Annotated in this window: 20 protein-coding genes and 1 pseudogene; 18 read left to right on the forward strand and 3 right to left on the reverse strand. The window is 70.2% G+C overall.

The features are described 5' to 3' along the window. The first annotated feature begins 188 nt into the window (after positions 1-188). The 12 genes from ACIA8X_RS08240 to ACIA8X_RS08295 all read left to right on the forward strand — a co-directional run bounded on the left by ACIA8X_RS08240 (position 189) and on the right by ACIA8X_RS08295 (position 14,123). A complete protein-coding gene (locus ACIA8X_RS08240) occupies positions 189-1,208 on the forward strand; it encodes a sugar ABC transporter substrate-binding protein (protein WP_399458014.1) in 1,020 nt (339 codons plus the stop codon). Continuing rightward, positions 1,208-2,287: an ABC transporter permease gene (locus ACIA8X_RS08245; protein WP_399458015.1), complete on the forward strand. Its 1,080-nt coding sequence runs from the start codon at positions 1,208-1,210 to the stop codon at positions 2,285-2,287. The genes ACIA8X_RS08240 and ACIA8X_RS08245 overlap by 1 nt, the downstream gene beginning before the upstream one ends. A 5-nt stretch (positions 2,288-2,292) precedes the next feature. Beyond that, positions 2,293-3,207 carry an ATP-binding cassette domain-containing protein gene (locus ACIA8X_RS08250; protein WP_399458016.1) on the forward strand — a complete coding sequence of 305 codons (915 nt, stop codon included), beginning with the start codon at positions 2,293-2,295 and terminating at the stop codon, positions 3,205-3,207. A gap of 48 nt (positions 3,208-3,255) precedes the next feature. Continuing rightward, complete coding sequence (locus tag ACIA8X_RS08255) at positions 3,256-4,107, forward strand: sugar phosphate isomerase/epimerase family protein (RefSeq protein ID WP_399458017.1); 852 nt, start codon at positions 3,256-3,258, stop codon at positions 4,105-4,107. Positions 4,108-4,198: 91 nt separating this feature from the next. Then, on the forward strand, positions 4,199-5,179 hold the full coding sequence (gene iolC / locus ACIA8X_RS08260) for a 5-dehydro-2-deoxygluconokinase (RefSeq protein WP_393444532.1): 981 nt from the start codon (positions 4,199-4,201) through the stop codon (positions 5,177-5,179). A 4-nt stretch (positions 5,180-5,183) separates the two neighbouring features. Then, a complete protein-coding gene (locus ACIA8X_RS08265; RefSeq protein WP_399458018.1) occupies positions 5,184-6,056 on the forward strand; it encodes an aldolase in 873 nt (290 codons plus the stop codon). Continuing rightward, on the forward strand, positions 6,053-6,949 hold the full coding sequence (iolB, locus tag ACIA8X_RS08270; RefSeq protein WP_393444537.1) for a 5-deoxy-glucuronate isomerase: 897 nt from the start codon (positions 6,053-6,055) through the stop codon (positions 6,947-6,949). The genes ACIA8X_RS08265 and iolB overlap by 4 nt, the downstream gene beginning before the upstream one ends. Further along, entirely contained in the window at positions 6,946-8,829 is a 1,884-nt protein-coding gene (gene iolD / locus ACIA8X_RS08275) for a 3D-(3,5/4)-trihydroxycyclohexane-1,2-dione acylhydrolase (decyclizing) (protein ID WP_399458019.1), read from the forward strand. Before iolB ends, iolD begins: the two co-directional genes overlap by 4 nt. 29 nt (positions 8,830-8,858) lie before the next feature. Beyond that, on the forward strand, positions 8,859-10,355 hold the full coding sequence (locus ACIA8X_RS08280; protein WP_399458020.1) for a CoA-acylating methylmalonate-semialdehyde dehydrogenase: 1,497 nt from the start codon (positions 8,859-8,861) through the stop codon (positions 10,353-10,355). Between the two features lie 36 nt (positions 10,356-10,391). Then, positions 10,392-11,834, forward strand: coding sequence for a sugar porter family MFS transporter (locus ACIA8X_RS08285; protein ID WP_399458021.1), 1,443 nt, complete (start codon positions 10,392-10,394; stop codon positions 11,832-11,834). Positions 11,835-11,896: 62 nt separating this feature from the next. Then, positions 11,897-13,093 carry a Gfo/Idh/MocA family protein gene (locus ACIA8X_RS08290; RefSeq protein WP_393444545.1) on the forward strand — a complete coding sequence of 399 codons (1,197 nt, stop codon included), beginning with the start codon at positions 11,897-11,899 and terminating at the stop codon, positions 13,091-13,093. 31 nt (positions 13,094-13,124) lie between these two features. Further along, entirely contained in the window at positions 13,125-14,123 is a 999-nt protein-coding gene (locus ACIA8X_RS08295) for a sugar phosphate isomerase/epimerase family protein (RefSeq protein WP_393444547.1), read from the forward strand. Between the two features lie 101 nt (positions 14,124-14,224). Here ACIA8X_RS08295 and ACIA8X_RS08300 read toward each other — a convergent pair. Continuing rightward, positions 14,225-14,341 (reverse strand): annotated as a pseudogene (locus ACIA8X_RS08300) (GntR family transcriptional regulator); the annotation flags it as partial. 159 nt (positions 14,342-14,500) lie between these two features. Between ACIA8X_RS08300 and ACIA8X_RS08305 the strand changes: the two are divergent. Beyond that, a complete protein-coding gene (locus ACIA8X_RS08305; protein WP_393444549.1) occupies positions 14,501-15,832 on the forward strand; it encodes a Gfo/Idh/MocA family protein in 1,332 nt (443 codons plus the stop codon). Positions 15,833-15,854: 22 nt separating this feature from the next. Here ACIA8X_RS08305 and ACIA8X_RS08310 read toward each other — a convergent pair whose 3' ends face one another. Together ACIA8X_RS08310 and ACIA8X_RS08315 are read right to left on the reverse strand one after the other, a co-directional pair. After that, positions 15,855-17,021: an acyl-CoA dehydrogenase family protein gene (locus ACIA8X_RS08310; RefSeq protein WP_399458022.1), complete on the reverse strand. Its 1,167-nt coding sequence runs from the start codon at positions 17,019-17,021 to the stop codon at positions 15,855-15,857. A gap of 30 nt (positions 17,022-17,051) precedes the next feature. Beyond that, the gene (locus ACIA8X_RS08315; RefSeq protein WP_399458194.1) at positions 17,052-18,251 is read right to left on the reverse strand and encodes a CaiB/BaiF CoA transferase family protein; all 1,200 of its coding nucleotides are present in this window, start codon (positions 18,249-18,251) and stop codon (positions 17,052-17,054) included. 165 nt (positions 18,252-18,416) lie between these two features. Here ACIA8X_RS08315 and ACIA8X_RS08320 point away from each other — a divergent pair, with 165 nt between their 5' ends. The 5 genes from ACIA8X_RS08320 to ACIA8X_RS08340 all read left to right on the forward strand — a co-directional run bounded on the left by ACIA8X_RS08320 (position 18,417) and on the right by ACIA8X_RS08340 (position 22,117). Beyond that, positions 18,417-19,400, forward strand: coding sequence for a LysR family transcriptional regulator (locus ACIA8X_RS08320; RefSeq protein ID WP_399458023.1), 984 nt, complete (start codon positions 18,417-18,419; stop codon positions 19,398-19,400). 97 nt (positions 19,401-19,497) lie between these two features. Beyond that, positions 19,498-20,037, forward strand: a complete 540-nt coding sequence (locus tag ACIA8X_RS08325; protein WP_399458024.1) for a phosphonopyruvate decarboxylase — start codon at positions 19,498-19,500, stop codon at positions 20,035-20,037. After that, positions 20,037-20,633 (forward strand): thiamine pyrophosphate-dependent enzyme, encoded by a 597-nt coding sequence (locus ACIA8X_RS08330; protein WP_399458025.1) that lies wholly within the window; start codon positions 20,037-20,039, stop codon positions 20,631-20,633. The genes ACIA8X_RS08325 and ACIA8X_RS08330 overlap by 1 nt, the downstream gene beginning before the upstream one ends. A gap of 15 nt (positions 20,634-20,648) precedes the next feature. Next, positions 20,649-21,323, forward strand: coding sequence for an aldehyde dehydrogenase family protein (locus tag ACIA8X_RS08335; RefSeq protein ID WP_399458026.1), 675 nt, complete (start codon positions 20,649-20,651; stop codon positions 21,321-21,323). Next, a complete protein-coding gene (locus tag ACIA8X_RS08340) occupies positions 21,320-22,117 on the forward strand; it encodes an aldehyde dehydrogenase family protein (protein ID WP_399458027.1) in 798 nt (265 codons plus the stop codon). Before ACIA8X_RS08335 ends, ACIA8X_RS08340 begins: the two co-directional genes overlap by 4 nt. Positions 22,118-22,143: the final 26 nt, after the last annotated feature.

The raw sequence follows: 22,143 nt of genomic DNA on the forward strand, positions 1-22,143 counted from the left end.
ACGCCCACAAGGTGTACACCCGCGACACGGCCACCACCCCTGCGGCTCCCCGTATGCCGATGCCGACCACGGCATCGTCGTCCCGACCCAGTTCATGACATCGCGGGCGTGCCCGATCCCGGCCCACCAGCAGCCCCGGATCCCCACCCCGAATTCCCCGCTCCGTCGCACAGTGAGGTGCACGCACCATGAACCGTACGTTCCGCCCCCGCTCCCGCAGACTCGCCTCCGCCGTGGCCGTGGCCGCCGCGGCCGCGCTGGTCCTCGCCGGCTGTTCCAGCAGCTCAGGCGGCAAGGAGGCCGAGGACGCCGACAGCGGCGTGTCCGCGGGCAAGGCCAGCACGCCCCGGATGACCATCGCGATGGTCACCCACGCGCCCTCCGGCGACACCTTCTGGGACACCATCCGCAAGGGCGCCGAGGTCGCGGCGGCCAAGGACAACGTCAAGCTGATCTACTCCAACGACGAGACCGCCGCCGATCAGGCGAGCCTCGTCCAGAACGCGATCGACCAGAAGGTCGACGGCATCGCCGTCACCCTCGCCAAGCCCGACGCCATGAAGGACGTGGTCGCCAAGGCGGTCAAGGCCGGGATCCCGGTCGTCGGCCTCAATGCCGGGATGTCCGACTGGCAGAAGCAGGGCCTGCTGTCCTTCTTCGGCCAGGACGAGGCCATCTCCGGCGAGGCGCTCGGCACCAAGCTCAACGACACCGGCGCCAAGCACGCTCTGTGCGTCGTCCAGGTCCAGGGCGCGGTCAACCTGGAGCAGCGCTGCGCCGGTGTGGAGAAGGGCTTCAAGGGCAAGACCGACAAGCTCTACGTCAACGGCGCTGACATGCCGTCCGTGAAGTCGACGATCACCGCCAAGCTCAAGCAGGACTCCTCCATCGACCAGGTGGTCACGCTCGGCGCGCCGATCGCGCTGACGGCCGCGCAGTCGATCGACGAGACGGGCAGCAAGGCGAAGATCGCGACCTTCGACCTGAACAAGGAGCTCATCGCGGCCATCAAGGACGGCTCCATCGAGTTCGCCGTCGACCAGCAGCCCTACCTGCAGGGCTACCTGGCGGTCGACTCCCTGTGGCTCTACAAGAACAACGGCAACTACATGGGCGGCGGCGAGGCGCCGATCCTGACCGGTCCGGCCTTCGTGGACAAGTCCAACGTCGAGACGATCGGTCAGTTCGCCGCGAAGGGCACTCGGTGATGAGCATGACCCAACAGGCTGCGCCGGCGGTGACCACACCGCCGGCCTCCGGCCCCGGCAAGGAAACCGACGGGCGGACCCGGCAACGGCCTCTGGCGCTGGGCCTGCTCGCCCGTCCCGAGGTGGGAGTCTTCCTCGGCGCCGTCGCCGTTTTCGTGTTCTTCCTCGTCGCGGCGCCCCCGGTGCGCGACGGGGGCTCGATGGCCAACATCCTGTACCAGTCGTCGACGATCGGGATCATGGCTCTGCCGGTCGCGCTGCTGATGATCGGCGGCGAGTTCGATCTCTCGGCCGGTGTCGCGGTGATCACCTCGGCGCTCACCGCGAGCATGACCGCATACCAGCTGAGCATGAACGTGTGGGTCGGCGTGATCGTCGCCCTCGCCGTGTCCCTCGCGGTCGGGCTGTTCAACGGCTGGATGCTGGTCAAGACCGGGCTGCCGAGCTTCCTGATCACCCTCGGCACCTTCCTGATCCTCCAGGGCGTCAACCTGGCGGTGACCAAGCTGGTCACCAGCAATGTCGCCACGGACGACATCAGCGACATGGACGGCTTCGAGCAGGCCAAGGCGATCTTCGCCTCGTCCTTCGACGTCGGCGGGGTCAACGTGAAGATCACGGTGGTGTGGTGGCTGGTCTTCGCGGCCCTCGCCACCTGGGTGCTGCTGCGCACCAAGTACGGCAACTGGATCTTCGCCGTCGGCGGCAACCAGCAGTCCGCCCGCGCGGTCGGTGTCCCGGTGACCTTCACCAAGATCTCGCTGTTCATGCTGGTCGGCTTCGGCGCCTGGTTCGTCGGTATGCACCAGCTGTTCTCGTTCAACACCGTGCAGTCGGGTGAGGGCGTCGGCCAGGAGCTGATCTACATCGCCGCGGCCGTCATCGGCGGCTGTCTGCTGACCGGTGGTGCCGGTTCGGCGATCGGCCCGGTCTTCGGCGCGTTCATGTTCGGCATGGTGCAGCAGGGCATCGTCTACGCCGGCTGGAACCCCGACTGGTTCAAGGCGTTCCTCGGCGTGATGCTCCTCGGCGCCACGCTGATCAATCTGTGGGTCAGCCGTACGGCGACCAGGAGGTGACCGACATGACGACCACCCAAGGAACCGGCACCCACGGCGCCGTCCTCCAGGACACCGCGTCCCAGGACGACAGCACCGTCGTCGAACTGCGCAACGCGGGCAAGGCCTACGGCAACATCCGCGCCCTGCACGGCGTGAGCCTCGCCGTCCACCCCGGCAAGGTGACCTGCGTCCTCGGCGACAACGGCGCCGGCAAGTCGACGTTGATCAAAATCATCTCGGGTCTGCACCAGCACACCGAGGGCGAGTTCCTCGTCGACAACGCCCCCGTGCGGTTCTCCACCCCGCGTGAGGCGCTCGACGCCGGTATCGCCACCGTCTACCAGGACCTGGCGACCGTGCCGCTGATGCCGGTGTGGCGGAACTTCTTCCTCGGCTCCGAGATGACCAAGGGCCCCTGGCCGATCCGACGTCTCGACATCGAGAAGATGAAGAAGACGGCCGACCAGGAACTGCGCAACATGGGCATCGTCCTCGACGACATGGAGCAGCCCATCGGCACCCTGTCGGGCGGCCAGCGCCAGTGTGTGGCGATCGCCCGTGCCGTCTACTTCGGCGCCCGGGTACTGATCCTGGACGAGCCGACGGCCGCGCTGGGTGTGAAGCAGTCCGGTGTCGTGCTGAAGTACATCGCCGCCGCCCGCGACCGCGGACTCGGCGTCATCTTCATCACCCACAACCCCCACCACGCCTACATGGTCGGCGACCACTTCAGCGTCCTGCGCCTCGGCACCCTCGAACTCTCCGCCGCCCGCAGCGAAGTCAGCCTCGAAGAGCTCACCAACCACATGGCCGGCGGCACCGAACTCGCAGCCCTCAAGCACGAGTTGGCACAAGTACGCGGCGTCGACGTCGAGGAGCTCCCGGAAGCGGAAGACCTCAGCGCACCCGTCGCGAAGGCGCCCGACGGCTCGGCCTGACACCGGCGCACGATCCACCCTCTCCTACTGACCCGAAGGCATTCCCTCATGAAGATCGCCCTCGACCCGTACATGATCCGCAACGTGCCGTTGCTCGAACTCCCGGCCGTGGTGGCCGAGTTGGGCTACGAGTGGATCGAGCTCTCCCCCCGGGAGGACTTCATCCCCTTCTTCCGGCACCCGCGCGTCGACGACGCCACCGTACGGAAGTTCCGCAAGGCCCTGGACTCGGCCGGTGTCGGCATCTCCTCCCTGCTGCCGCTGTTCCGCTGGTCCGGCCCGGACGAGGACGCCCGCCAGGCCGCCGTCCGCTACTGGAAGCGGTCCATCCAGATCTGCGCGGACCTCGGCGTGGACAGCATGATCTCCGAGTTCAACGGCCGCCCCGAGGACGCGGACCGCAGCGAGGCGCAGTTCTGGAAGTCGCTGGACGAGCTGCTCCCGGTCTTCGAGCGCGAGGGCATCAAGCTCACGCTGGAGCCCCACCCGGACGACTTCATCGAGAACGGGTACGACGCGATCAACCTGATCCGGGGCATCAACCACCCCAACGTCACCTTCCTCTACTGCGCGCCGCACACCTTCCACATCGGCAACGACGCCCCCGGCATCATCAAGTACGCGGGCGACCTCCTCACCCACGTGCACCTCGCGGACGCCTTCGACCACACCGCGTCGTCCGGCCTGCGCTACATCCTCAACCCGCCCGGCACGGCGGCCCGCGTCCACCAGCACCTGGACATCAGCCAGGGCGAGGTCGACTTCGACGAGCTCTTCCGCGAGCTGCGCGCGAACGGCTTCGACGGGACCCTCACCGCCTGCGTCTTCGCCTGGGAGGAGCGGGCCAAGGAGTCGTCCCTCTTCATGCGCGAGAAGATCGCCGAGTACCTGGCCAAGTAATCCGGACAACCTATTGACATGACATTTAGGCGCAAGGCATCGTACCAACGAGCTTTTAAAGCGCTTTAAGTCACGAAGGGAAACCAGTCAGATGCCGTTCGAAGTGCTGACCATCGGCCGTGTGGGAGTGGATGTGTATCCGCTCCAGACCGGCGTCGGGCTGGCCGAGGTCACGTCGTTCGGCAAGTACCTGGGCGGCAGCCCGACGAACGTCGCCGTCGCTGCCGCCCGGTACGGGCACTCCGCCGCTGTGATCACCAAGACGGGCCGCGACCCGTTCGGGGACTTCGTCCGGACCGCGCTGGAGGGCTACGGCGTCGACCCCCGCTTCGTGGGGACGTCGGACATCGCGCCGACGCCGGTGACGTTCTGCGAGATCTTCCCGCCGGATGACTTCCCGCTGTACTTCTACCGGCTGCCGAAGGCTCCCGACCTGGACATCCGGGCCGACGAGCTGGACCTGGAGGCGGTCCAGGACGCGACGATCTTCTGGTTCACGGGCACGGGGCTGAGCGAGGAGCCGAGCCGCTCGGCCACGCTCGCCGCTCTCGCCCACCGGGCCAAGGCGGGCACGACGGTCTTCGACCTGGACTGGCGGCCGATGTTCTGGACCGACCCGGCCGAGGCGCGGTCCTACTACGCCGAGGCCCTGCGCCATACGACGGTCGCGGTCGGCAACCTCGACGAGTGCGAGGTCGCCACCGGTGAACGCGAGCCGTACGCCGCGGCGAAGGCGTTGCTGGCGGCCGGGGTCGAGCTGGCGGTGGTGAAGCAGGGTCCCAAGGGTGTGCTGGCCATGGACCGGGACGGTTCGGCCGCCGAGATCGCGCCGGTCGCGGTGGACGTGGTCAACGGGCTCGGTGCCGGTGACGCCTTCGGCGGGGCCCTGTGCCACGGGCTGCTGTCCGGCTGGGACACCCGCCGCACGGTGTCCTTCGCCAACGCCGCCGGTGCCATCGTCGCGGGCAGGCTGTCCTGCTCCGACGCGATGCCCACTCAGGACGAGGTCGACGCCAAGCTCCGCGAGGCGGGCGCCTCCCCCGCCGCAGTCTCCACCGATCGAAAGGCGTGACGACGTGCCCTCCACCAATGTGAGCCGGATCGTGGACGCCCGGGTCAACGCCCCCGGCGCCATCGCGGCCGCCGCCGCACGCCGCGTCCGGGCCGGCTCGCTGCTCGGCGAGCACGGCAAGGCGATGATCATCGCCGCAGACCACCCCGCGCGTGGAGCGAATGGTGTGGGCGCCGACCCCAACGCCATGGCCGACCGCTTCGAGCTGCTGGACCGTCTGTGCATCGCCCTGGAGCGGCCCGGCGTGACCGGTGTGCTGGGCACCGCCGACATCCTGGAGGACCTGCTGCTGCTCGGCGTCCTGGACGGCAAGAGTGTGTTCGGCTCCATGAACCGGGCGGGGCTTGCGGGTTCGGTCTTCGAGATCGACGACCGCTTCACCGGCTACGACGCCGCCACGATCGCCGCGATGGGCTTCGACGGCGGCAAGATGCTCACCCGTATCGCCCTGGGCGACCCCGCCACCCCGTCGATCCTGTCCGAGACGGCACGGGCGGTCAATGAACTCAACGACCGTCAGCTCATCGCGATGGTCGAGCCGTTCCTCTCCGCGTGGCAGGACGGCAAGATCCGCAACGACCTGTCCACCGACGCCGTCATCAAGTCCATCACCATCGCCTCCGGCCTGGGCCGGCGCACCGCCTACACCTGGCTGAAGCTGCCGGTCGTCGACGACACGGAGCGCGTCCTGGCCTCCTCCACGCTGCCCGCGCTGCTGCTGGGCAGCGAGGTCAAGGACGCCGACGCGGCCTTCGCCTCCTGGGGCAAGGCGCTGAAGCAGCCCACCGCGCAGGGCCTGGTCGTCGGCCGGTCGCTCCTCTACCCCTCCAGCGGCGATGTCGCCGGTGCCGTGGACCGGGCGGTGAGCCTGCTGTGAGCGAGACCAGCAAGTACCACCTCCCCGCGGGGAGTGCGGCCGATGGCCCTTACGACCTCCTGGTCACGCCCGAGTCGGCGGGCTGGGGATACTCCGGGCTCAGGATCCTGACCCTGCAGCCCGGTGAGGCGCACGCCCTGTCCACCGGAGAGTCCGAGTTCCTGGTCCTGCCGCTGACGGGCTCCTGCACCGTCACCACGGACGGCAGGGCCTTCGAACTCACCGGTCGGACAGGCGTGTTCGCCTCGACCACCGACTTCGCGTACCTCCCCCGCGAGTCGGAAGCCTTGATCAGCAGCGCATCCGGTGGGAGGTTCGCGCTGCCCTCCGCCCGTACCGAGCAGGGAGGTCAACCGGCTCGGTACGGGCGCAAGGAGGACGTCCCCGTCGAGCTGCGCGGGGCGGGGCCGTGCTCCCGGCAGGTCAACAACTACTGCCTGCCGGGGACGTTCGAGGCCGAACAGCTGCTGGTGTGCGAGGTGCTCACCCCGGGTGGCAACTGGTCGTCGTATCCGCCGCACAAGCACGACCAGGCCCGCACCGACGAGAACGGCGACCCGGTCGAGTCCGAGCTGGAGGAGATCTACTACTTCGAGGTCTCCGGCGGCGAGAACGGCTTCGGCTACCAGCGGGTCTACGGCACGGACGAGCGGCCCATCGACGTGCTCGCCGAGATCCGCTCCGGCGACACCGTCCTGATCCCGCACGGCTGGCACGGCCCCTCGATCGCCGCGCCCGGCTACGACCTGTACTACCTCAACGTCATGGCCGGCCCCGGCCAGGACCGCGCCTGGCTGATCTGCGACGACCCCGCCCACGGCTGGGTCCGCGCCACCTGGGACGCCCAGGACGTCGACGACCGGCTTCCCTTCGAAGGACACAACGAGCGATGAACACCGTCCGACTGACCACCGCTCAGGCCTTGGTTCGCTTCCTGGCCAACCAGTACAGCGAGCGCGACGGCCAGGAGCAGCGACTGATCCCCGGGGTGTGGGGCATCTTCGGGCACGGCAACGTGGCCGGGATCGGGCAGGCGCTGCTGCAGGCGGCGATCACGCGCGAGGCCGATCTGCCGTACTACCTCGCCCGCAACGAGCAGGGCATGGTGCACGCCTCGGTCGCCTACGCCAAGATGCGCGACCGGCTGGCCACCTTCGCCTGCAGCGCCTCGACCGGGCCCGGCTCCACCAACATGATCACGGGCGCGGCGCTGGCGACGACCAACCGGCTGCCGGTCCTGCTCCTGCCGTCCGACATGTTCGCCACCCGCGCCGCCGACCCGGTCCTGCAGCAGCTGGAGGACACCCGCGGCGGGGACGTCACCGTCAACGACGCCTTCCGCGCCGTATCGAAGTACTTCGACCGCATCCAGCGGCCCGAGCAGCTGATCCCGGCCGCGCTGGCGGCGATGCGGGTGCTGACCGACCCGGTCGAGACCGGCGCCGTCACCCTCGCACTCCCCCAGGACGTGCAGGCCGAGGCCTACGACTGGCCCGTCGACTTCTTCCGGCGCCGGGTCTGGCACGTGGGCCGTCCGGTGCCGGAGCAGGCCGCTGTGGAGCGGGCCGCCGCGTTGCTGCGGAACGCGAAGAAGCCGCTGATCGTGGCCGGTGGCGGGGTCGTGTACTCCGGTGCGGAGACCGCCCTGCGCGCCTTCGCCGAGGCCACCGGCATCCCGGTCGCGGACACCCATGCCGGCAAGGGCGCCGTCCCCTGGGACCACCCCTACGCCGTCGGCGGCATCGGCTCCACCGGCTCGCACGCGGCCAACGAGCTCGCGAAGGACGCAGACGTCGTCCTGGGCATCGGCACGCGGTACTCCGACTTCACCACCGCCAGCCACACCGTGTTCGGCGACCCCGACGTCACCTTCGTCAACCTCAACGTCGCCCGCCTGGACGCCGTCAAGCACTCCGCGGAGCCGCTGGTGGCCGACGCCCGGCTCGGCATCCAGGCCCTCGCCGGAGCGCTGACGGAGTGGGAGGTCGAGCCGGAGTACCGCACGCGCACCCGTCGACTCATCGCCCGCACGCGTGAGATCGAGAACGAGTGCTTCGCCCCCGACCGCAACACCGGCGACCTCCCCGCCCAGACCCAGATCCTCGGCGCCCTCAACGACGTACTCGACGACCGCGCGGTCGTCATCAACGCCGCCGGATCCATGCCCGGTGACCTGCAGCAGCTGTGGCGGGCACGCGACCCGAAGGCCTACCACGTCGAGTACGCGTACTCCTGCATGGGCTACGAGGTCGCCGCCGGAGTCGGCGCCAAGATGGCCGACCCGACGCGTGAGGTCGTCGTCCTCGTCGGCGACGGCTCGTACCTGATGATGGCTCAGGAGATCGTGACCATGGTCGCCGAGGGCCTGAAGGTCATCATCGTCCTGGTCCAGAACCACGGGTTCGCCTCCATCGGCTCGCTGTCGGAGTCGCTCGGATCGCAGCGGTTCGGCACCAAGTACCGCTTCCGGGACGGGGATTCGGGCCAGCTCGACGGCGACGTCCTCCCCGTCGACCTCGCGGCCAACGCCTCCTCGCTGGGCGCGGACGTCCTGCACGCCACCTCCGTCGACGAGTTCCGAGCCGCGATGGAGAAGGCCAAGGCCGCGACCCGCACCACCGTCGTGCACGTCGAGACCGACCTCTACGGCCCCAACCCGCCCGGCCACGGCTGGTGGGACGTCCCGGTCAGCCAGACCTCCGCCCTGGAATCCACCCGCGCCGCCTACGAGACGTACGCCGCGAACAAGCTCAACCAGCGGCACTACCTGTAAGCCCCGTCCCCGCAAAGGAAACCCGCACCGTGAAGACCATCCCGCACTGGATCAACGGCAGCCCCGCCCCGGGCGCCACCGCCGACACCCAGCCGGTGTTCAACCCGGCCACCGGCTCCGAGCAGGCTCAGGTCGTCCTCGGCGCCGGCGCCGATGTGGACGCGGCCGTGCAGGCCGCCTCCGCCGCGTTCGAGACCTGGTCGGAGTCCTCCCTCACCCAGCGCACCCAGGTCATGTTCAACTTCCGCCAACTCCTCGTCGAGCACGAGGAGGAGCTGGGCCGGATCATCTCCGCCGAGCATGGCAAGACCGTCGACGACGCCCGCGGCGAGATCGTGCGCGGCCGGGAGGTCGTGGAGTTCGCCTGCGGTCTCGGCGACGTGTTGAAGGGGTCCTTCTCCGACCAGGTCTCGCGCGGTGTGGACGTGCACAACTTCCGCCGGGCCCTCGGCGTCGTCGCGGGCATCACACCGTTCAACTTCCCGGCCATGGTGCCGCTGTGGATGCACCCGATCGCCATCGCGACCGGCAACACCTTCATCCTCAAGCCGTCCGAGCGCGATCCCTCCGCCGCCAACTTCGTCGCCGAGCTGTACAAGAAGGCCGGCCTGCCCGACGGCGTCTTCAACGTCGTCCACGGCGGCAAGCCCGCCGTCGACGCGATCCTCACCCACCCCGGCATCCGGGCCGTCTCCTTCGTCGGGTCGACGCCGATCGCCAAGTACGTCCACGAGACCGCCACCGCCCACGGCAAGCGCGTCCAGGCCCTCGGCGGCGCCAAGAACCACGCCGTCGTCCTGCCCGACGCCGACCTCGAATTCGCCGCCAACCACATCACCGCGGGTGCGTACGGTTCGGCCGGCGAGCGCTGCATGGCCGTCTCCGTCGCCGTGGCCGTGGGTGACGCGGCCGACGGGCTGGTGGAAATCCTGGAGCGCAAGGCCCGCGAAGTGAAGGTCGGCCCCGGCGACGCGCCCGGCACCGACATGGGCCCGCTGGTCACCAAGGCCGCCCAGGAACGCGTCGAGAACGCCGTCGGCGGAGCCGCCGCGCAGGGCGCCACCGTCGTCGTCGACGGCCGTGGCCTGAAGGTCGAGGGCCACGAGGAGGGCTTCTTCACCGGCCCGTCCCTCCTGGACCACGTCACCATCGAGATGGACGCCTACAAGGAGGAGCTCTTCGGCCCGGTCCTCGCGATCGTCCGTGCCGAGAGCCTCGATCAGGCGATCGACCTCATCAACGCCAACCCCTACGGCAACGGCACCGCCCTGTTCACCGGCTCCGGCGAGGCGGCCCGCCGCTTCCAGCGCAAGATCGACGTAGGCATGATCGGCATCAACGTGCCCGTCCCGGTCCCGATGTCGTACTACTCCTTCGGCGGCTGGAAGGACTCCCTCATCGGCGACTCCCCCATCCACGGCCCCGAGGGCATCCGCTTCTACACCCGCCCCAAGGTCGTCACCACCCGCTGGCCGGAGCCCAAGCAGCAGGTCACCGCCGGCTTCAACTTCCCCACCTCCAACTGAGGTCCCCCCCCACACATCGACCGGTAGGAGGTGGCCATGGACGTCAGGGACGACGCATCCCAGGCCCTCACACCAAGCAGTACCGCCAAGGACAACGCCTCGCCGGAGGTCTATCGACGACTGCGGCTCATCACCGTCATCGCCACCTTCGGCGGGCTCCTCTTCGGCTACGACACCGGCGTCATCTCCGGCGCGCTGCCCTTCATGTCCCTCTCGGCCGAGGAGGGCGGGCTCGGGCTCACCCCGCTGACCGAGGGCGTCGTCGCGTCTTCGCTGGTGCTCGGCGCGGCCTTCGGGGCGCTGTACGGCGGGCGGCTCGCCGACCGCCACGGGCGCAGGCGGACGATCCTCGGGCTCGCCGTGCTGTTCTTCGTCGGTGCGCTGGGCACCGCGCTCGCGCCGGGTCTCGAAGTGATGGTGCTGTTCCGGGTGCTGCTCGGGCTGGCCGTCGGCGGTGCGTCCGCGACGGTGCCGGTGTTCATCGCCGAGTCGGCCCCGGCGGAGCACCGCGGTCGGCTGGTGACACAGAACGAGCTGATGATCGTGACCGGGCAGTTGCTGGCGTACACCTCGAACGCGGTCATCGCCAGGACCGTGGGCGAGGGTGGTGTGTGGCGCTGGATGCTCGCGATCGCCACCGTTCCGGCCGTGGCCCTGTGGATCGGGATGCTGTTCGTGCCCGAGTCGCCGCGGTGGCTGGCCTCGCGCGGGCGGTTCGACGACGCGGCCCGCACGCTCGACCGGATCCGTGACGCGCGGGTCGTGGATGCGGAGTTCGCCGAGATCAAGCGCACCGTCGCAGCCGACGCCGATGAGCCGCGGGCCGGTTGGCAGGATCTGCGTACTCCGTGGGTACGGCGCATCGTGATAGTCGGGCTCGGGCTGGCCGTTCTGTCGCAGCTGACCGGCGTCAACTCGATCATGTACTTCGCGCCGACGATCCTGCTGGACACCGGCCTCGGCACCCAGGCGGCCCTGACGGCCACCATCGCCAACGGCGTCGTCGCCGTGCTCGCGGTGTCCACCGGCATGTGGCTGCTGGGCCGGTTCGGCAGGCGTCCGATGCTGCTCACCGGGCAGGTCGGCGTCACCGTCTCCCTGGTGCTGATCGCGCTGTGCTTCCTGCTGCTGCCGGAGTCCACCGTGCGCAGCTATCTCGTGCTCGCGTCCATGCTGACGTTCCTGCTGTTCATGCAGGGCTGCATCGCGACCGTGTTCTGGCTGATGCTCTCGGAGATCTTCCCGCTGCGGCTGCGCGGCTTCGCGATGGGCATCGCCGTGTTCGGCACCTGGATGGCCAACTTCGTGGTCACGCTGGTGTTCCCGCCGCTGATCGACGCGGTCGGCGGGGTCACGTTCCTGATCTTCGCCGCGATCAACGTCGCGACGTACTTCTTCTATCTCCGCACCATCCCCGAGACCAAGGGCCGCTCGATGGAAGCCATCGAGTCCCACTTCCGGCAGCAGTTCGCCGCCTGAGCACGCTTCCCTTCCTTCCCCCCAACCCCGCCTCTCTTCTGAGACCTCTGAAAGGCACCGCCATGACCACCTCCGCCAAACCACTCTCCGTCGCGGTCATCGGCGCCGGTATGGCCGGGCGCAGCCACGCCGCCGGGTACCGCAACGTGAACACGGTCTTCGGCGCCGGCCTGCCGCCCGTCCGGCTGGCCGCGATCGCCGACGCCAACGTCGCGCTCGGTGAGGACGCCGCGCGTCGCTACGGGTTCGAGAAGGCGCTCCCGAGCTGGGAGGCCGTGGTCGAGGACCCGACGATCGACGCCGTCAGCATCGTCGTCGGCAACGCTCTGCACCGGCCGATCGCCGAGGCGCTGGTCGCCGCGGGCAAGCACGTGCTCTGTGAGAAGCCGCTGGCCGGCTCGATGGAAGACGCCCGTGCGATGGCCGAGTTGGAGCGCACCGCCGAGGTCGTGACCTCGGTCGGGTACACCTTCCGGCGCGCCCCCGGCATCGCCGCGGTCCGCGAGCATGTGCGGGGCGGTGAGCTGGGTGACCTGACCCTGTTCAGCGGTCGCTACTGGTGCGACTACGCGACCGACCCGAAGGGGCCGCTGAGCTGGCGCTTCAAGGGCGGCCCGGGTTCCGGCGCGCTCGGCGACATCGGCTCGCACGTCATCGATGTCGCCGAGTACGTCGCCGGGCCCATCGCCTCGGTGTCCGGCGCCTCGCTGTCGACGCAGATCCCGAAGCGGCCGTTGCCGCTCGGCGCGGTCGTCGGGCACAACGCCGCCCCTGTTTCGGACGAGTTCGGCGAGGTCGAGAACGAGGACACCGCGACCTTCACGGCCCGCTTCGAGTCGGGTCTCGTCGGCACCTTCTCGGTGTCGCGCACCGGTTTCGGTCTGCCCAACGGCCTCTTCTTCGACGTGCTGGGCGTGGGCGGCCGGGCCGCGTTCGACCAGCACCGGCCCGCCGAGTACCTCTTCGACGACGCCCAGCCGGAGGCCCGTACGCGGGGCGCCCGGCAGATCATCGCCGGCCCGCAGATGCCGTACTTCGCGGGCGGTGTCCCGATGGAGGCGCCGGGTGTGGGCGCCAGCAACGGCGACAACTTCACCTACCAGGCCCGGGCGTTCCTCGACCAGGTCGCGGGTGTCGCCGAGCCGCTGCCGGCCTGCGCGACGTTCGCCGACGCGCTGCGGACGATGGAGATCATCCAGGCCGTCGTCGAGTCCTCCCGCACCAACGGCGCGGCCGTCACCGTTCCGCCCGTCGCCTGACTTCCCGCACTTGTCTCCAAGGAGCACCCGCATGGCCCTCAAGCTCGGCGCCTACACCGCCTGTCTGCACGACCGCACCCTCACCGACGCCCTCGACATCCTCAAGGAGAACGGTCTGACCTCGGTCGAGGTCAACACCGGCGGCTTCATCCCGTCCCCGCACTGCCCGGTCGACCTGCTGCTGTCCTCGGCCAAGGCGCGCGAGGAGTACCTGGCGACCTTCGCCGACCGCGGCATGGAACTGACCGGCCTCAACTGCAACGGCAACCCGCTCAACCCGCTGCCGGGCGTCGGCCCGAAGCACGCCGACGACCTGCGCCGCACCATCCGCCTCGCCGGCCTGCTCGGCGTCAAGCACGTGGTCACCATGTCCGGCACGCCGGGCTCCGACCCGGACGCCAAGTACCCCTCCTGGGTCGTGAACCCCTGGGACGGCGTCTACATGGACGTCCTGGACTACCAGTGTGGCGTGGCCGTCGAGTTCTGGAAGGAGATCGACGCCCTCGCCCGGGAGAACGACGTCCGGGTGGCCATCGAGATGCACCCGCACAACGTCGTGTTCTCGCCGGTGACCTTGAAGCGGCTGGTCGACGAGGGCGGCTTGACGAACGTCGGCGCGGAGATGGACCCGTCCCACCTGATGTGGCAGGGCATGGACGTCATCGCCTCCATCAAGTGGCTGGGCCCGCTGGTGTTCCACGCCGCCGCGAAGGACGCGACGCTGTGCCCCGGCGCCGACATCCGCGGCGTCCTGGACACGTCGTTCACCCGGGTGCCGGCCGACGCCGACGGCAAGGTGCCCACCGGTTACGGCTTCTGGTGCAACGCCTGGCCCGAGAACCCGGCGTGGAAGTTCGTCGCCGTCGGCCTCGGCAACGACGTGCCGTTCTGGACCGAGTTCCTCGGCGCCCTCGCCGAGATCGACCCGGACATGGCCGTGAACATCGAGCACGAGGACGCCGCCTACTCCCAGACCGAGGGCCTCGCCCTGGCCGCGAAGAACCTGCACAGCGCCGCGGCAGCCTTGTAGCCCGCCCCGCGTCACATGGCTCCGCCCCCGCCAGTCGGGTGCGGGGCCATGTCGCGTTCCGGTACGGACTCGTCGGCGCTCAGGTGCTCCCGCAGCCCCCGCAGCCACTGCTCCGTACTGCCGACATGCACCAAAGCCCGGTGGAACGCCGCGTCGTGCGCGTTGAGTTGCTCGACGTCGTCGCGGGCCTCCCGCATCGCGTCCAAGTGCCGCTTCACCGGTGACCGGGGCCGCCGCCGTGCTGCTGACCATGGCCCCGGTCCTGCCGCTCGTCGTCTTCGGCCCGCCGGCCTTCGCCGCCACGGCGGCGGACGCCTGGCAGCCCCTGCCATCCTGATGGTTGGCCCGACAACTCCCCTGTTGGAACGGAGACTTGCATGCCCCGAGACACCGCACGCCGCCGAGCCGCCGTGGTCGGTCTGGGCGCCCGCGCCCGGCTGTTCACCCAGGCCCTGGCCGGTCCCTACGCGGACCGGATCGAGCTGGCCGGCTTCTGCGATGTCAATGCCCACCGGATGACGGTCCACGACGCCTGGCTCGCGGACGCCCACCCGGGACGGCCGCCCGTACCGACGTACGCCGCCGAGGACTTCGACGAGATGCTGCGCCGCGAACGGATCGACCTGGTCGTGGTGTGCACGGTGGACCACACCCACGACGACTACATCGTGCGGGCCCTCGAAGCGGGCTGCGACGTGATCACCGAGAAGCCCATGACGACGGACGCCGACAAGGCCCGCCGCATCCTCGACGCCCGGCGGCGCACCGGCCGGGAGGTCCGGGTCGCCTTCAACTACCGCTACAACCCGGTGCATTCGGCCGTACGGGAGCACCTGGCGGCCGGTGCGATCGGCGAGGTCGGCTCGGTGCACTTCGAGTGGCTGCTCGACCTGCGCCACGGCGCCGACTACTTCCGCCGCTGGCACCGCGACAAGGCCAACTCCGGCGGCCTGATGGTGCACAAGTCCACCCACCACTTCGACCTGGTCAACTGGTGGCTGGGCACCCGGCCCGAGACGGTCTACGCCCAGGGCGGCCTGTTCTTCTACGGCGACGAGGCCGGCCGGCGCCGGGGCCTGGCGCGTGACTACGACCGCGCCCACGGCTCCCCCGCCGCCGAGACCGACCCGTTCGCCGTGCACCTGTCCGACTCGGCCGTGCTCAGTGCGCTGTACCTGGACGCGGAGGCCGAGGACGGCTACCACCGCGACCAGAACGTGTTCGGGCCCGGCGTGACGATCGAGGACGACATGGCGGTGCTGGTCCGGTACGCCACGGGCGCCACCCTGACGTACCACCTCACCGCTTACTCCCCGTGGGAGGGCTACCGGATCGCCTTCAACGGCAGCGAGGGACGCCTGGAACTGCTGGTGGAGGAGTCGACGTGGACCCGTCCCGGCGTCCGGACCGACAGTGCCGACCCCGTCCTGCACGGTGCCGGGGCGGACGACAACGCCGGGCGCACCGAGCTGCTGCTGCGCCCCTTCTGGGAGAAGCCGCGCGAGATCAAGGTCACGACCGGCGAGGGCGGGCACGGCGGCGGTGACGTACGCATGCTTCAGGACCTGTTCGGCACCCCGGCCCCGGACCCCCTGCACCGGGCGGCCGACGCGTCCGACGGCGCCCGCTCCCTGGTCACAGGGCTGGCCGCGAACCGCTCGTTCGAGACGGGGCTCCCGGTACGGGCCCGGGACCTGCTCGACGTCTGACGGGACCTCCCCGCACAGGACTTCAGGCGTCCAGCCCTCCCCGCTTGACCAGCTGGCTCGCGATGACGTTGCGCTGGATCTCGTTGGTGCCCTCGCCGACGATCATCAGGGGCGCGTCACGGAAGTAGCGCTCGACGTCGAACTCGGTCGAGTAGCCGTACCCGCCGTGGATGCGTACGGCGTTGAGGGCGATCTGCATGGCCGTCTCGGAGGCGAAGAGCTTCGCCATCCCGGCCTCCATGTCCACCCGGCGTCCGGCGTCCGCCTCCCGGGCCGCGTACAGGGTGAGTTGCCGGGCCGCCGTCAGTGAAGTCGCCATGTCGGCCAGGTAGTTGCCGATGGACTGGTGTCGCCAGATGGGCTTGCCGAAGGACTCGCGTTCCTGGGCGTAGGCGAGGGAGTCCTCCAGGGCGGCCCGGCCGACGCCGAGGGCGCGGGCGGCGACCTGGAGGCGGCCGGTCTCCAGGCCCTTCATCATCTGGGCGAAGCCCTTGCCCTCGACGCCCCCGAGCAGTGCCTCGGCCGGTGCACGGTGGTCCTCGAAGGACAGCTCGCAGCTCTCCACGCCCTTGTAGCCGAGCTTGGGCAGGTCGCGGGAGACGGTCAGGCCGGGGCCGTGCTCGACCAGGAGGATGGAGATGCCCTGGTGCGCCGGGCTCGCCTCCGGATCGGTCTTGCACAGCAGCGCGATCAGCTGGGAGCGGCGGGAGTTGGTGATCCAGGTCTTCGCGCCGTTCACCAGATAGCCGTCCGCGTCCCTTCGGGCGACGGTGCGCATCGCCTGGAGGTCGGACCCGCCGCCCGGTTCGGTGAGGGCCATCGTCGCGCGGATCTCGCCGGTCGCCATGCGCGGCAGATAGCGCCGCTTCTGCTCCTCCGTACCGAACCGCAGCAGCAGCTTGGCCACCACCGTGTGCCCGCCCATCGCGCCGGCCAGGCTCATCCAGCCGCGGGCCAGCTCCTCGGTGATCAGTACGTAGCAGGGCGTGGAGACGGGTGTGCCGCCGTACTCCTCGGGGACGGCGAGCCCGAAGACGCCGAGCTGCTTCATCTGCTCGATCAGGGCTTCGGGGTAGGTGTCGGTGTGCTCCAACTCCCGTACGACCGGCCTGACTTCCTTGTCCACGAAGTCGCGCACCGCGCGCACGGCGAACCGCTCGTCCTCGGACAGGGTGTCCAGAGTGCTCATGCTGTGTTGCTCCCGGAAGTGGGACCGGCGTCAGAGGACGCGGTCGGCTCGTAGGGCCTGGATCTCGGCAGGTGTGTAGCCCAGTTCGGCGAGGACGGTCTCGGTGTGGTCGCCCACGGCGGGGACGGCGCCCATACGGGGGGTGACGCCCGCCAGGTCCGCCGGCGGGACCAAAGCCGGTACCGCGACGCCAGCGGGTATCGGGACGTCCCGCCAGCGGCCGCGGGCGGCGAGCACGGGGTGGGCCAGGAAGTCCTCGATGTCGTTGAGCCCGGCGTTGGCGATGCCCGTCTCGTCGAGCACCTTCATCACCTCGGCGCTGGTCGAGGCGGCGAACCGCTCGGCCACGATCGCGTTGAGTTCGTCGCGGTGGGCCACGCGCGCCGGGCCGGTGGCGAAGCGGGGGTCGTCGACGAGGGCGGGGGCGTCGAGGAACCGCTCGCACAGGGCGGCCCACTCGCGCTCGTTCTGGATGGAGAACAGGACGTCCTTGCCGTCGGCGCAGGGGTAGGCGCCGTACGGGGCGATGGTGGCGTGCTGGGTGCCGACCCGCGGGGGCTGGCTGCCGCCGAACCGGGTGTAGTAGGCGGGCTGGCCCATCCACTCGGCGAGCGCCTCGAACAGGGACACCTCGACGGCCCGGGCAGCGCCCGTGGTCGCCCGGGCGAGCAGGGCGGTGAGGATGCCGGAGTAGGCGTACATGCCGGCGGCGATGTCGGCGATCGAGATGCCGACGCGGGCGGGCTCGTCGCGGCCGCCGGTCAGGGAGACCAGACCGGTCTGGCACTGCACCAGCAGGTCGTAGGCCTTGCGCTCGGCCCAGGGGCCGGTGGCGCCGTAGCCCGAGATCGAGCAGGGGATCAGCGAGGGGAAGCGCTCGGTGAGGGCCTGCGCGCCCAGGCCCATCCTCGTGGCCGCGCCGGGCGCCAGGTTCTGCACGAACACGTCGGCCCGCGCGAGGAGTTGCTCCAGGACACGGCGCCCGCTCTCCGCCTTCAGGTCGAGGGTCAGGGACTCCTTCGACCGGTTGAGCCACACGAAGTAGCTGGACTCGCCGTGCACGGTGGTGTCGTACCGGCGGGCGAAGTCGCCGCCTCCCGGGCGCTCCACCTTGATGACCCGGGCCCCGAGGTCGGCCAGCTGGCGGGTGGCGAAGGGGGCGGCCACCGCCTGCTCGACACTGACGACGGTGATGCCGGACAGGGGCAGGGCTTCGGGGTGTTCGGGCATGCGCTGGCCTCCGGGGGTGGGCTCGACCCGCTGGACTACCATCATGTGCGCTCATGAGACCCTGAGTGAAATAGCGAATTCTGATGCATCCATGCCCGGCGCGGATGGCCGTGGCATGGATGGCCGTGGTGCGGATGCCCGTGCAGCGATGGTGGTGGAGAAGCCATGGACGTCAAACAGCTCAAAGCGCTCGTCACCGTCGCCGAGGTGGGCAGCGTCACCCGGGCCGCGGAACTGCTGCACCTGGTGCAGCCGGCCGTGACCCGGCAGATCCGCACCCTGGAGCAGGAGCTCGGCGTCCCGCTCTTCGAGCGCACCCGGCAGGGCATGCGGCCCACCGAGGCCGGGACGATCATGGTGGACCGGGCGCGGCGCGCCCTGAACGAGCTGGAGCGGGCGCGGGCCGAGGTCCAGCCCACTCCGGGCGCGGTCACGGGCATCGTCACCGCCGGACTGCTGGAGAGCACGACCGACCTGCTGGCCGAGCCCCTCGTCTCGACCCTCGCCCGGGATCACCCCGGCATCGAACTACGCCTGATGACCGCCTACTCGGGACACCTCCAGCAGTGGCTCGACGACGGCGACCTGGACCTGACCCTGCTGTACAACCTGGACAGCACGCCCTCGCTCAACGCCCGGCCACTGGTCCGGGAGCAGCTGTGGGCGGTCGCTCCGCCCTCGGCCGGACTGCGGGCCGACCGTCCCGTGCCCTTCACCGACGCCGCGGCCCACCCCCTCGTCATGCCCGCCTCCGGCCATGCCCTGCGCGCCCTGATCGACGCCGCCTCGGCGCGGGCCGGGACCACCATGGACATCGTCGTGCAGACCAACTCGATGCGGGTGCAGAGGCAGCTCGTCCTCGCCGGGCACGGCTGGACGGTCCTGCCGGGCGTCGGTATCGCCGAGGACGTCGCCGACGGCACGCTGAGCGCGGCGCCGCTGTGCGAGCCCGACGTGTGGCGTTCGATCGTGCTCGCCACGCCGCGGTCCGGGCGGACGCCGCCCGCCGTGGAGGTCGTCGCGCGGGAGCTCGTACGGCAGATCAACACGGCCGTACGGCAGGGCAGATGGCCGTCGGCGCGACAACCGCAGCCGCAGCGTCAGACGGAGCCGCAGCCGGAGCCGCAGCAGCGATCGCAGGGCGGGTGAACGACGCGGCCAGGACGTGTGGTCATGCGGGCGGCGCATGCCGGGATCACACTTTTTTATTGTTCAGGGCCATCCATCAGTACCCATGATGTGCGGCATGAACGAGACAGCCGCTGCCGCGCCACCCTCCTGGCAGGAGGACGTCTTCGCCGCTCTGAAGAAGCGTGGCGTCCAACAGATCGCCTACGTCCCGGACTCGGGCCACTCCCACGCCATCCGCGAGGCCCAGCGGGACCCCGCGATCCACGACGTGGTGCTGACCACCGAGGAGGAGGGCGTCGCCGTGGTCAGCGGCGCGTGGCTGGGCGGTCAGCGGGCGGTGCTGTTGATGCAGAGCAGCGGCGTCGGCAACTGCGTCAACATGTTCTCCCTGCTAGAAATGTGCCGGTTTCCCTTCCTGACGCTGGTGACGATGCGGGGCGAGTACGCCGAGTTCAACCCGTGGCAGGGCCCCATGGGCCGCACCACCCAGCAGGCCCTGGAACTCATGGGCATCACCGTCCTGCGCGCCGACACCCCCGACGAGGTCGAGGAGACCGTCGAAGCCGCCCTGGACTCGGTGTTCGAGGCGGGCGAGCGCGTCGCCGTCCTGCTCGGACAGAAGCTGATCGGCCGCAAGAAGTGGGAGCGGGACTGATGACCGCCACGACCGACATACGTCTCGACCGGCGCAGCTTCGTCGCCGACCTGATCGGCCGCGTTCCCGAGGACACCCTGATCGTCTCCGGCCTCGGTTCGCCCAGCTACGACCTCTTCGCCGCCGGCGACCGACCGGAGAACTTCTACCTGTGGGGCGCGATGGGCGCCGCCGCCCCGCTCGCCCTCGGTCTCGCCCTGGCCCAGCCGCAGCGCGCGGTCATGGCGGTCACCGGGGACGGCGAACACCTCATGGGCATCGGCACGTTGGCCACCATCGGCGCCCAGCTCCCGCTCAACCTCACCCTCGTCGTCCTCGACAACGCCCACTTCGGCGAGACCGGCATGCAGCCCAGCCACACCGGCCTCGGCACCGACCTCGTCGCCGCCGCCCGGGGCTTCGGCATCCCCGATCCCCTCCGGATCACCGACCTGGGCCAGACCGAGGAGCTCGCCCGGCGCATCGCGGCGCGCGCCGAGACGACGTACGCCCAGGTACTCATCGCCACCGACGAACCGCCGCGCGCACTGCCGCCCCGCGACGGCGTCGCCAACAAGAACTCCTTCCGCGCCTCGCTCGGCCTGAGCACCTTCTGAACGGGTGGGTCACCCATGCAGCGCTACGAGTTGTTCATCGACGGGGAGAGCCGCGCGGCCGCCGGCGGTGAGTGGTTTCCCACCGACAACCCCTACCTGGGCACGCCGTGGGCGGAGATCGCCAAGGGCACCTCGCAGGACGTCGACGACGCCGTGCGAGCCGCCGACCGCGCCCTGCGTACCGGCCCCTGGGCCGAGCTGACCGCCAGTGCGCGCGGCGCCCTGCTGCGGCGGCTCGGCGACACCGTCGCGGCCCACGCCCGCGACCTCGCGGAGCTCGAAGTCCGCGACAACGGCAAGCTGTTCACCGAGATGCACGGCCAGGTCGCCCACCTGGCCGAGTGGTTCCACTACTACGGCGGCCTCGCCGACAAGATCGAGGGCAGCGTCCCACCGCTCGACAAGAGGGGCTACTTCGCCTACACGAAGAAGGAGCCGGTCGGGGTCGTCGCGGTCATCACGCCGTGGAACTCCCCGCTGTTGCTGCTGGCCTGGAAGATCGCTCCGGCGCTGGCCGCGGGCTGCACCGTGGTGGTGAAGCCGTCGGAGTTCACCTCCGCCTCCACCCTGGTGCTGGCCCGGCTCTTTGACGAGGCGGGGCTGCCCCCGGGCGTGTTCAACGTCGTCACCGGGTTCGGCCAGGACGTCGGCGCCGCGAGCTCGTCGAGCACCCGCTGGTCCGCAAGGTGAGCTTCACCGGCTCGGACGCCACGGGCCGTCGTATCAACGAGTCGGCCGCCCGCGACTTCAAGCACGTCAGCCTCGAACTGGGCGGCAAGTCGCCCAACATCGTGTTCGCCGACGCCGATCTGGAGGCCGCCGTGAACGGCGCCGTCTCCGGCATCTTCGCCGCCACCGGACAGACCTGCATCGCAGGCTCCCGCCTCCTGGTGCAAAGGGACGTGCACGACGAGGTCGTGGGCCGCCTGGTGGAGCTGGCGGGCACGGCCCGCATGGGCGATCCGATGGACGAGGCCACCCAGGTCGGCCCGATCACCACCCCCGCCCAGTACGCCAAGGTCCTCGACTACATCGGCATCGCGGGACGGGAGGGCGCCACGCTCGCCCTGGGTGGCCGGGCCGCCGACCGGGGCGGGTGGTTCGTCGAACCCACCGTCTTCACCGGCGTGCACACCAGCATGCGCATCGCCCAGGAGGAGGTCTTCGGCCCGGTCCTCGCCGTCATCCCCTTCGAGGACGAGGACGAGGCGGTCGAGATCGCCAACGACAGCCGCTACGGCCTCGGCGCCGGCGTGTGGACCGGTGACATCGGCCGCGCCTTCCGTATGGCCGACCGCATCCGCTCGGGCACCGTCTGGGTCAACACCTACCGCGCGGTCAGCTACCTGACGCCGTTCGGCGGCTTCAAGGACTCCGGCCTCGGCCGCGAGAACGGCATCGCCGCCGTCGCCTCCTACCTGGAGGACAAGAGCGTCTGGATCAACACCGGCGCGCCCACGGGCAACCCCTTCGTCCTGGGCTGAGCGGGACCGCACGAGCCGTCCCCACC

This window comes from Streptomyces sp. NPDC051738 (assembly GCF_044453205.1).
Lineage (GTDB): Bacteria > Actinomycetota > Actinomycetes > Streptomycetales > Streptomycetaceae > Streptomyces.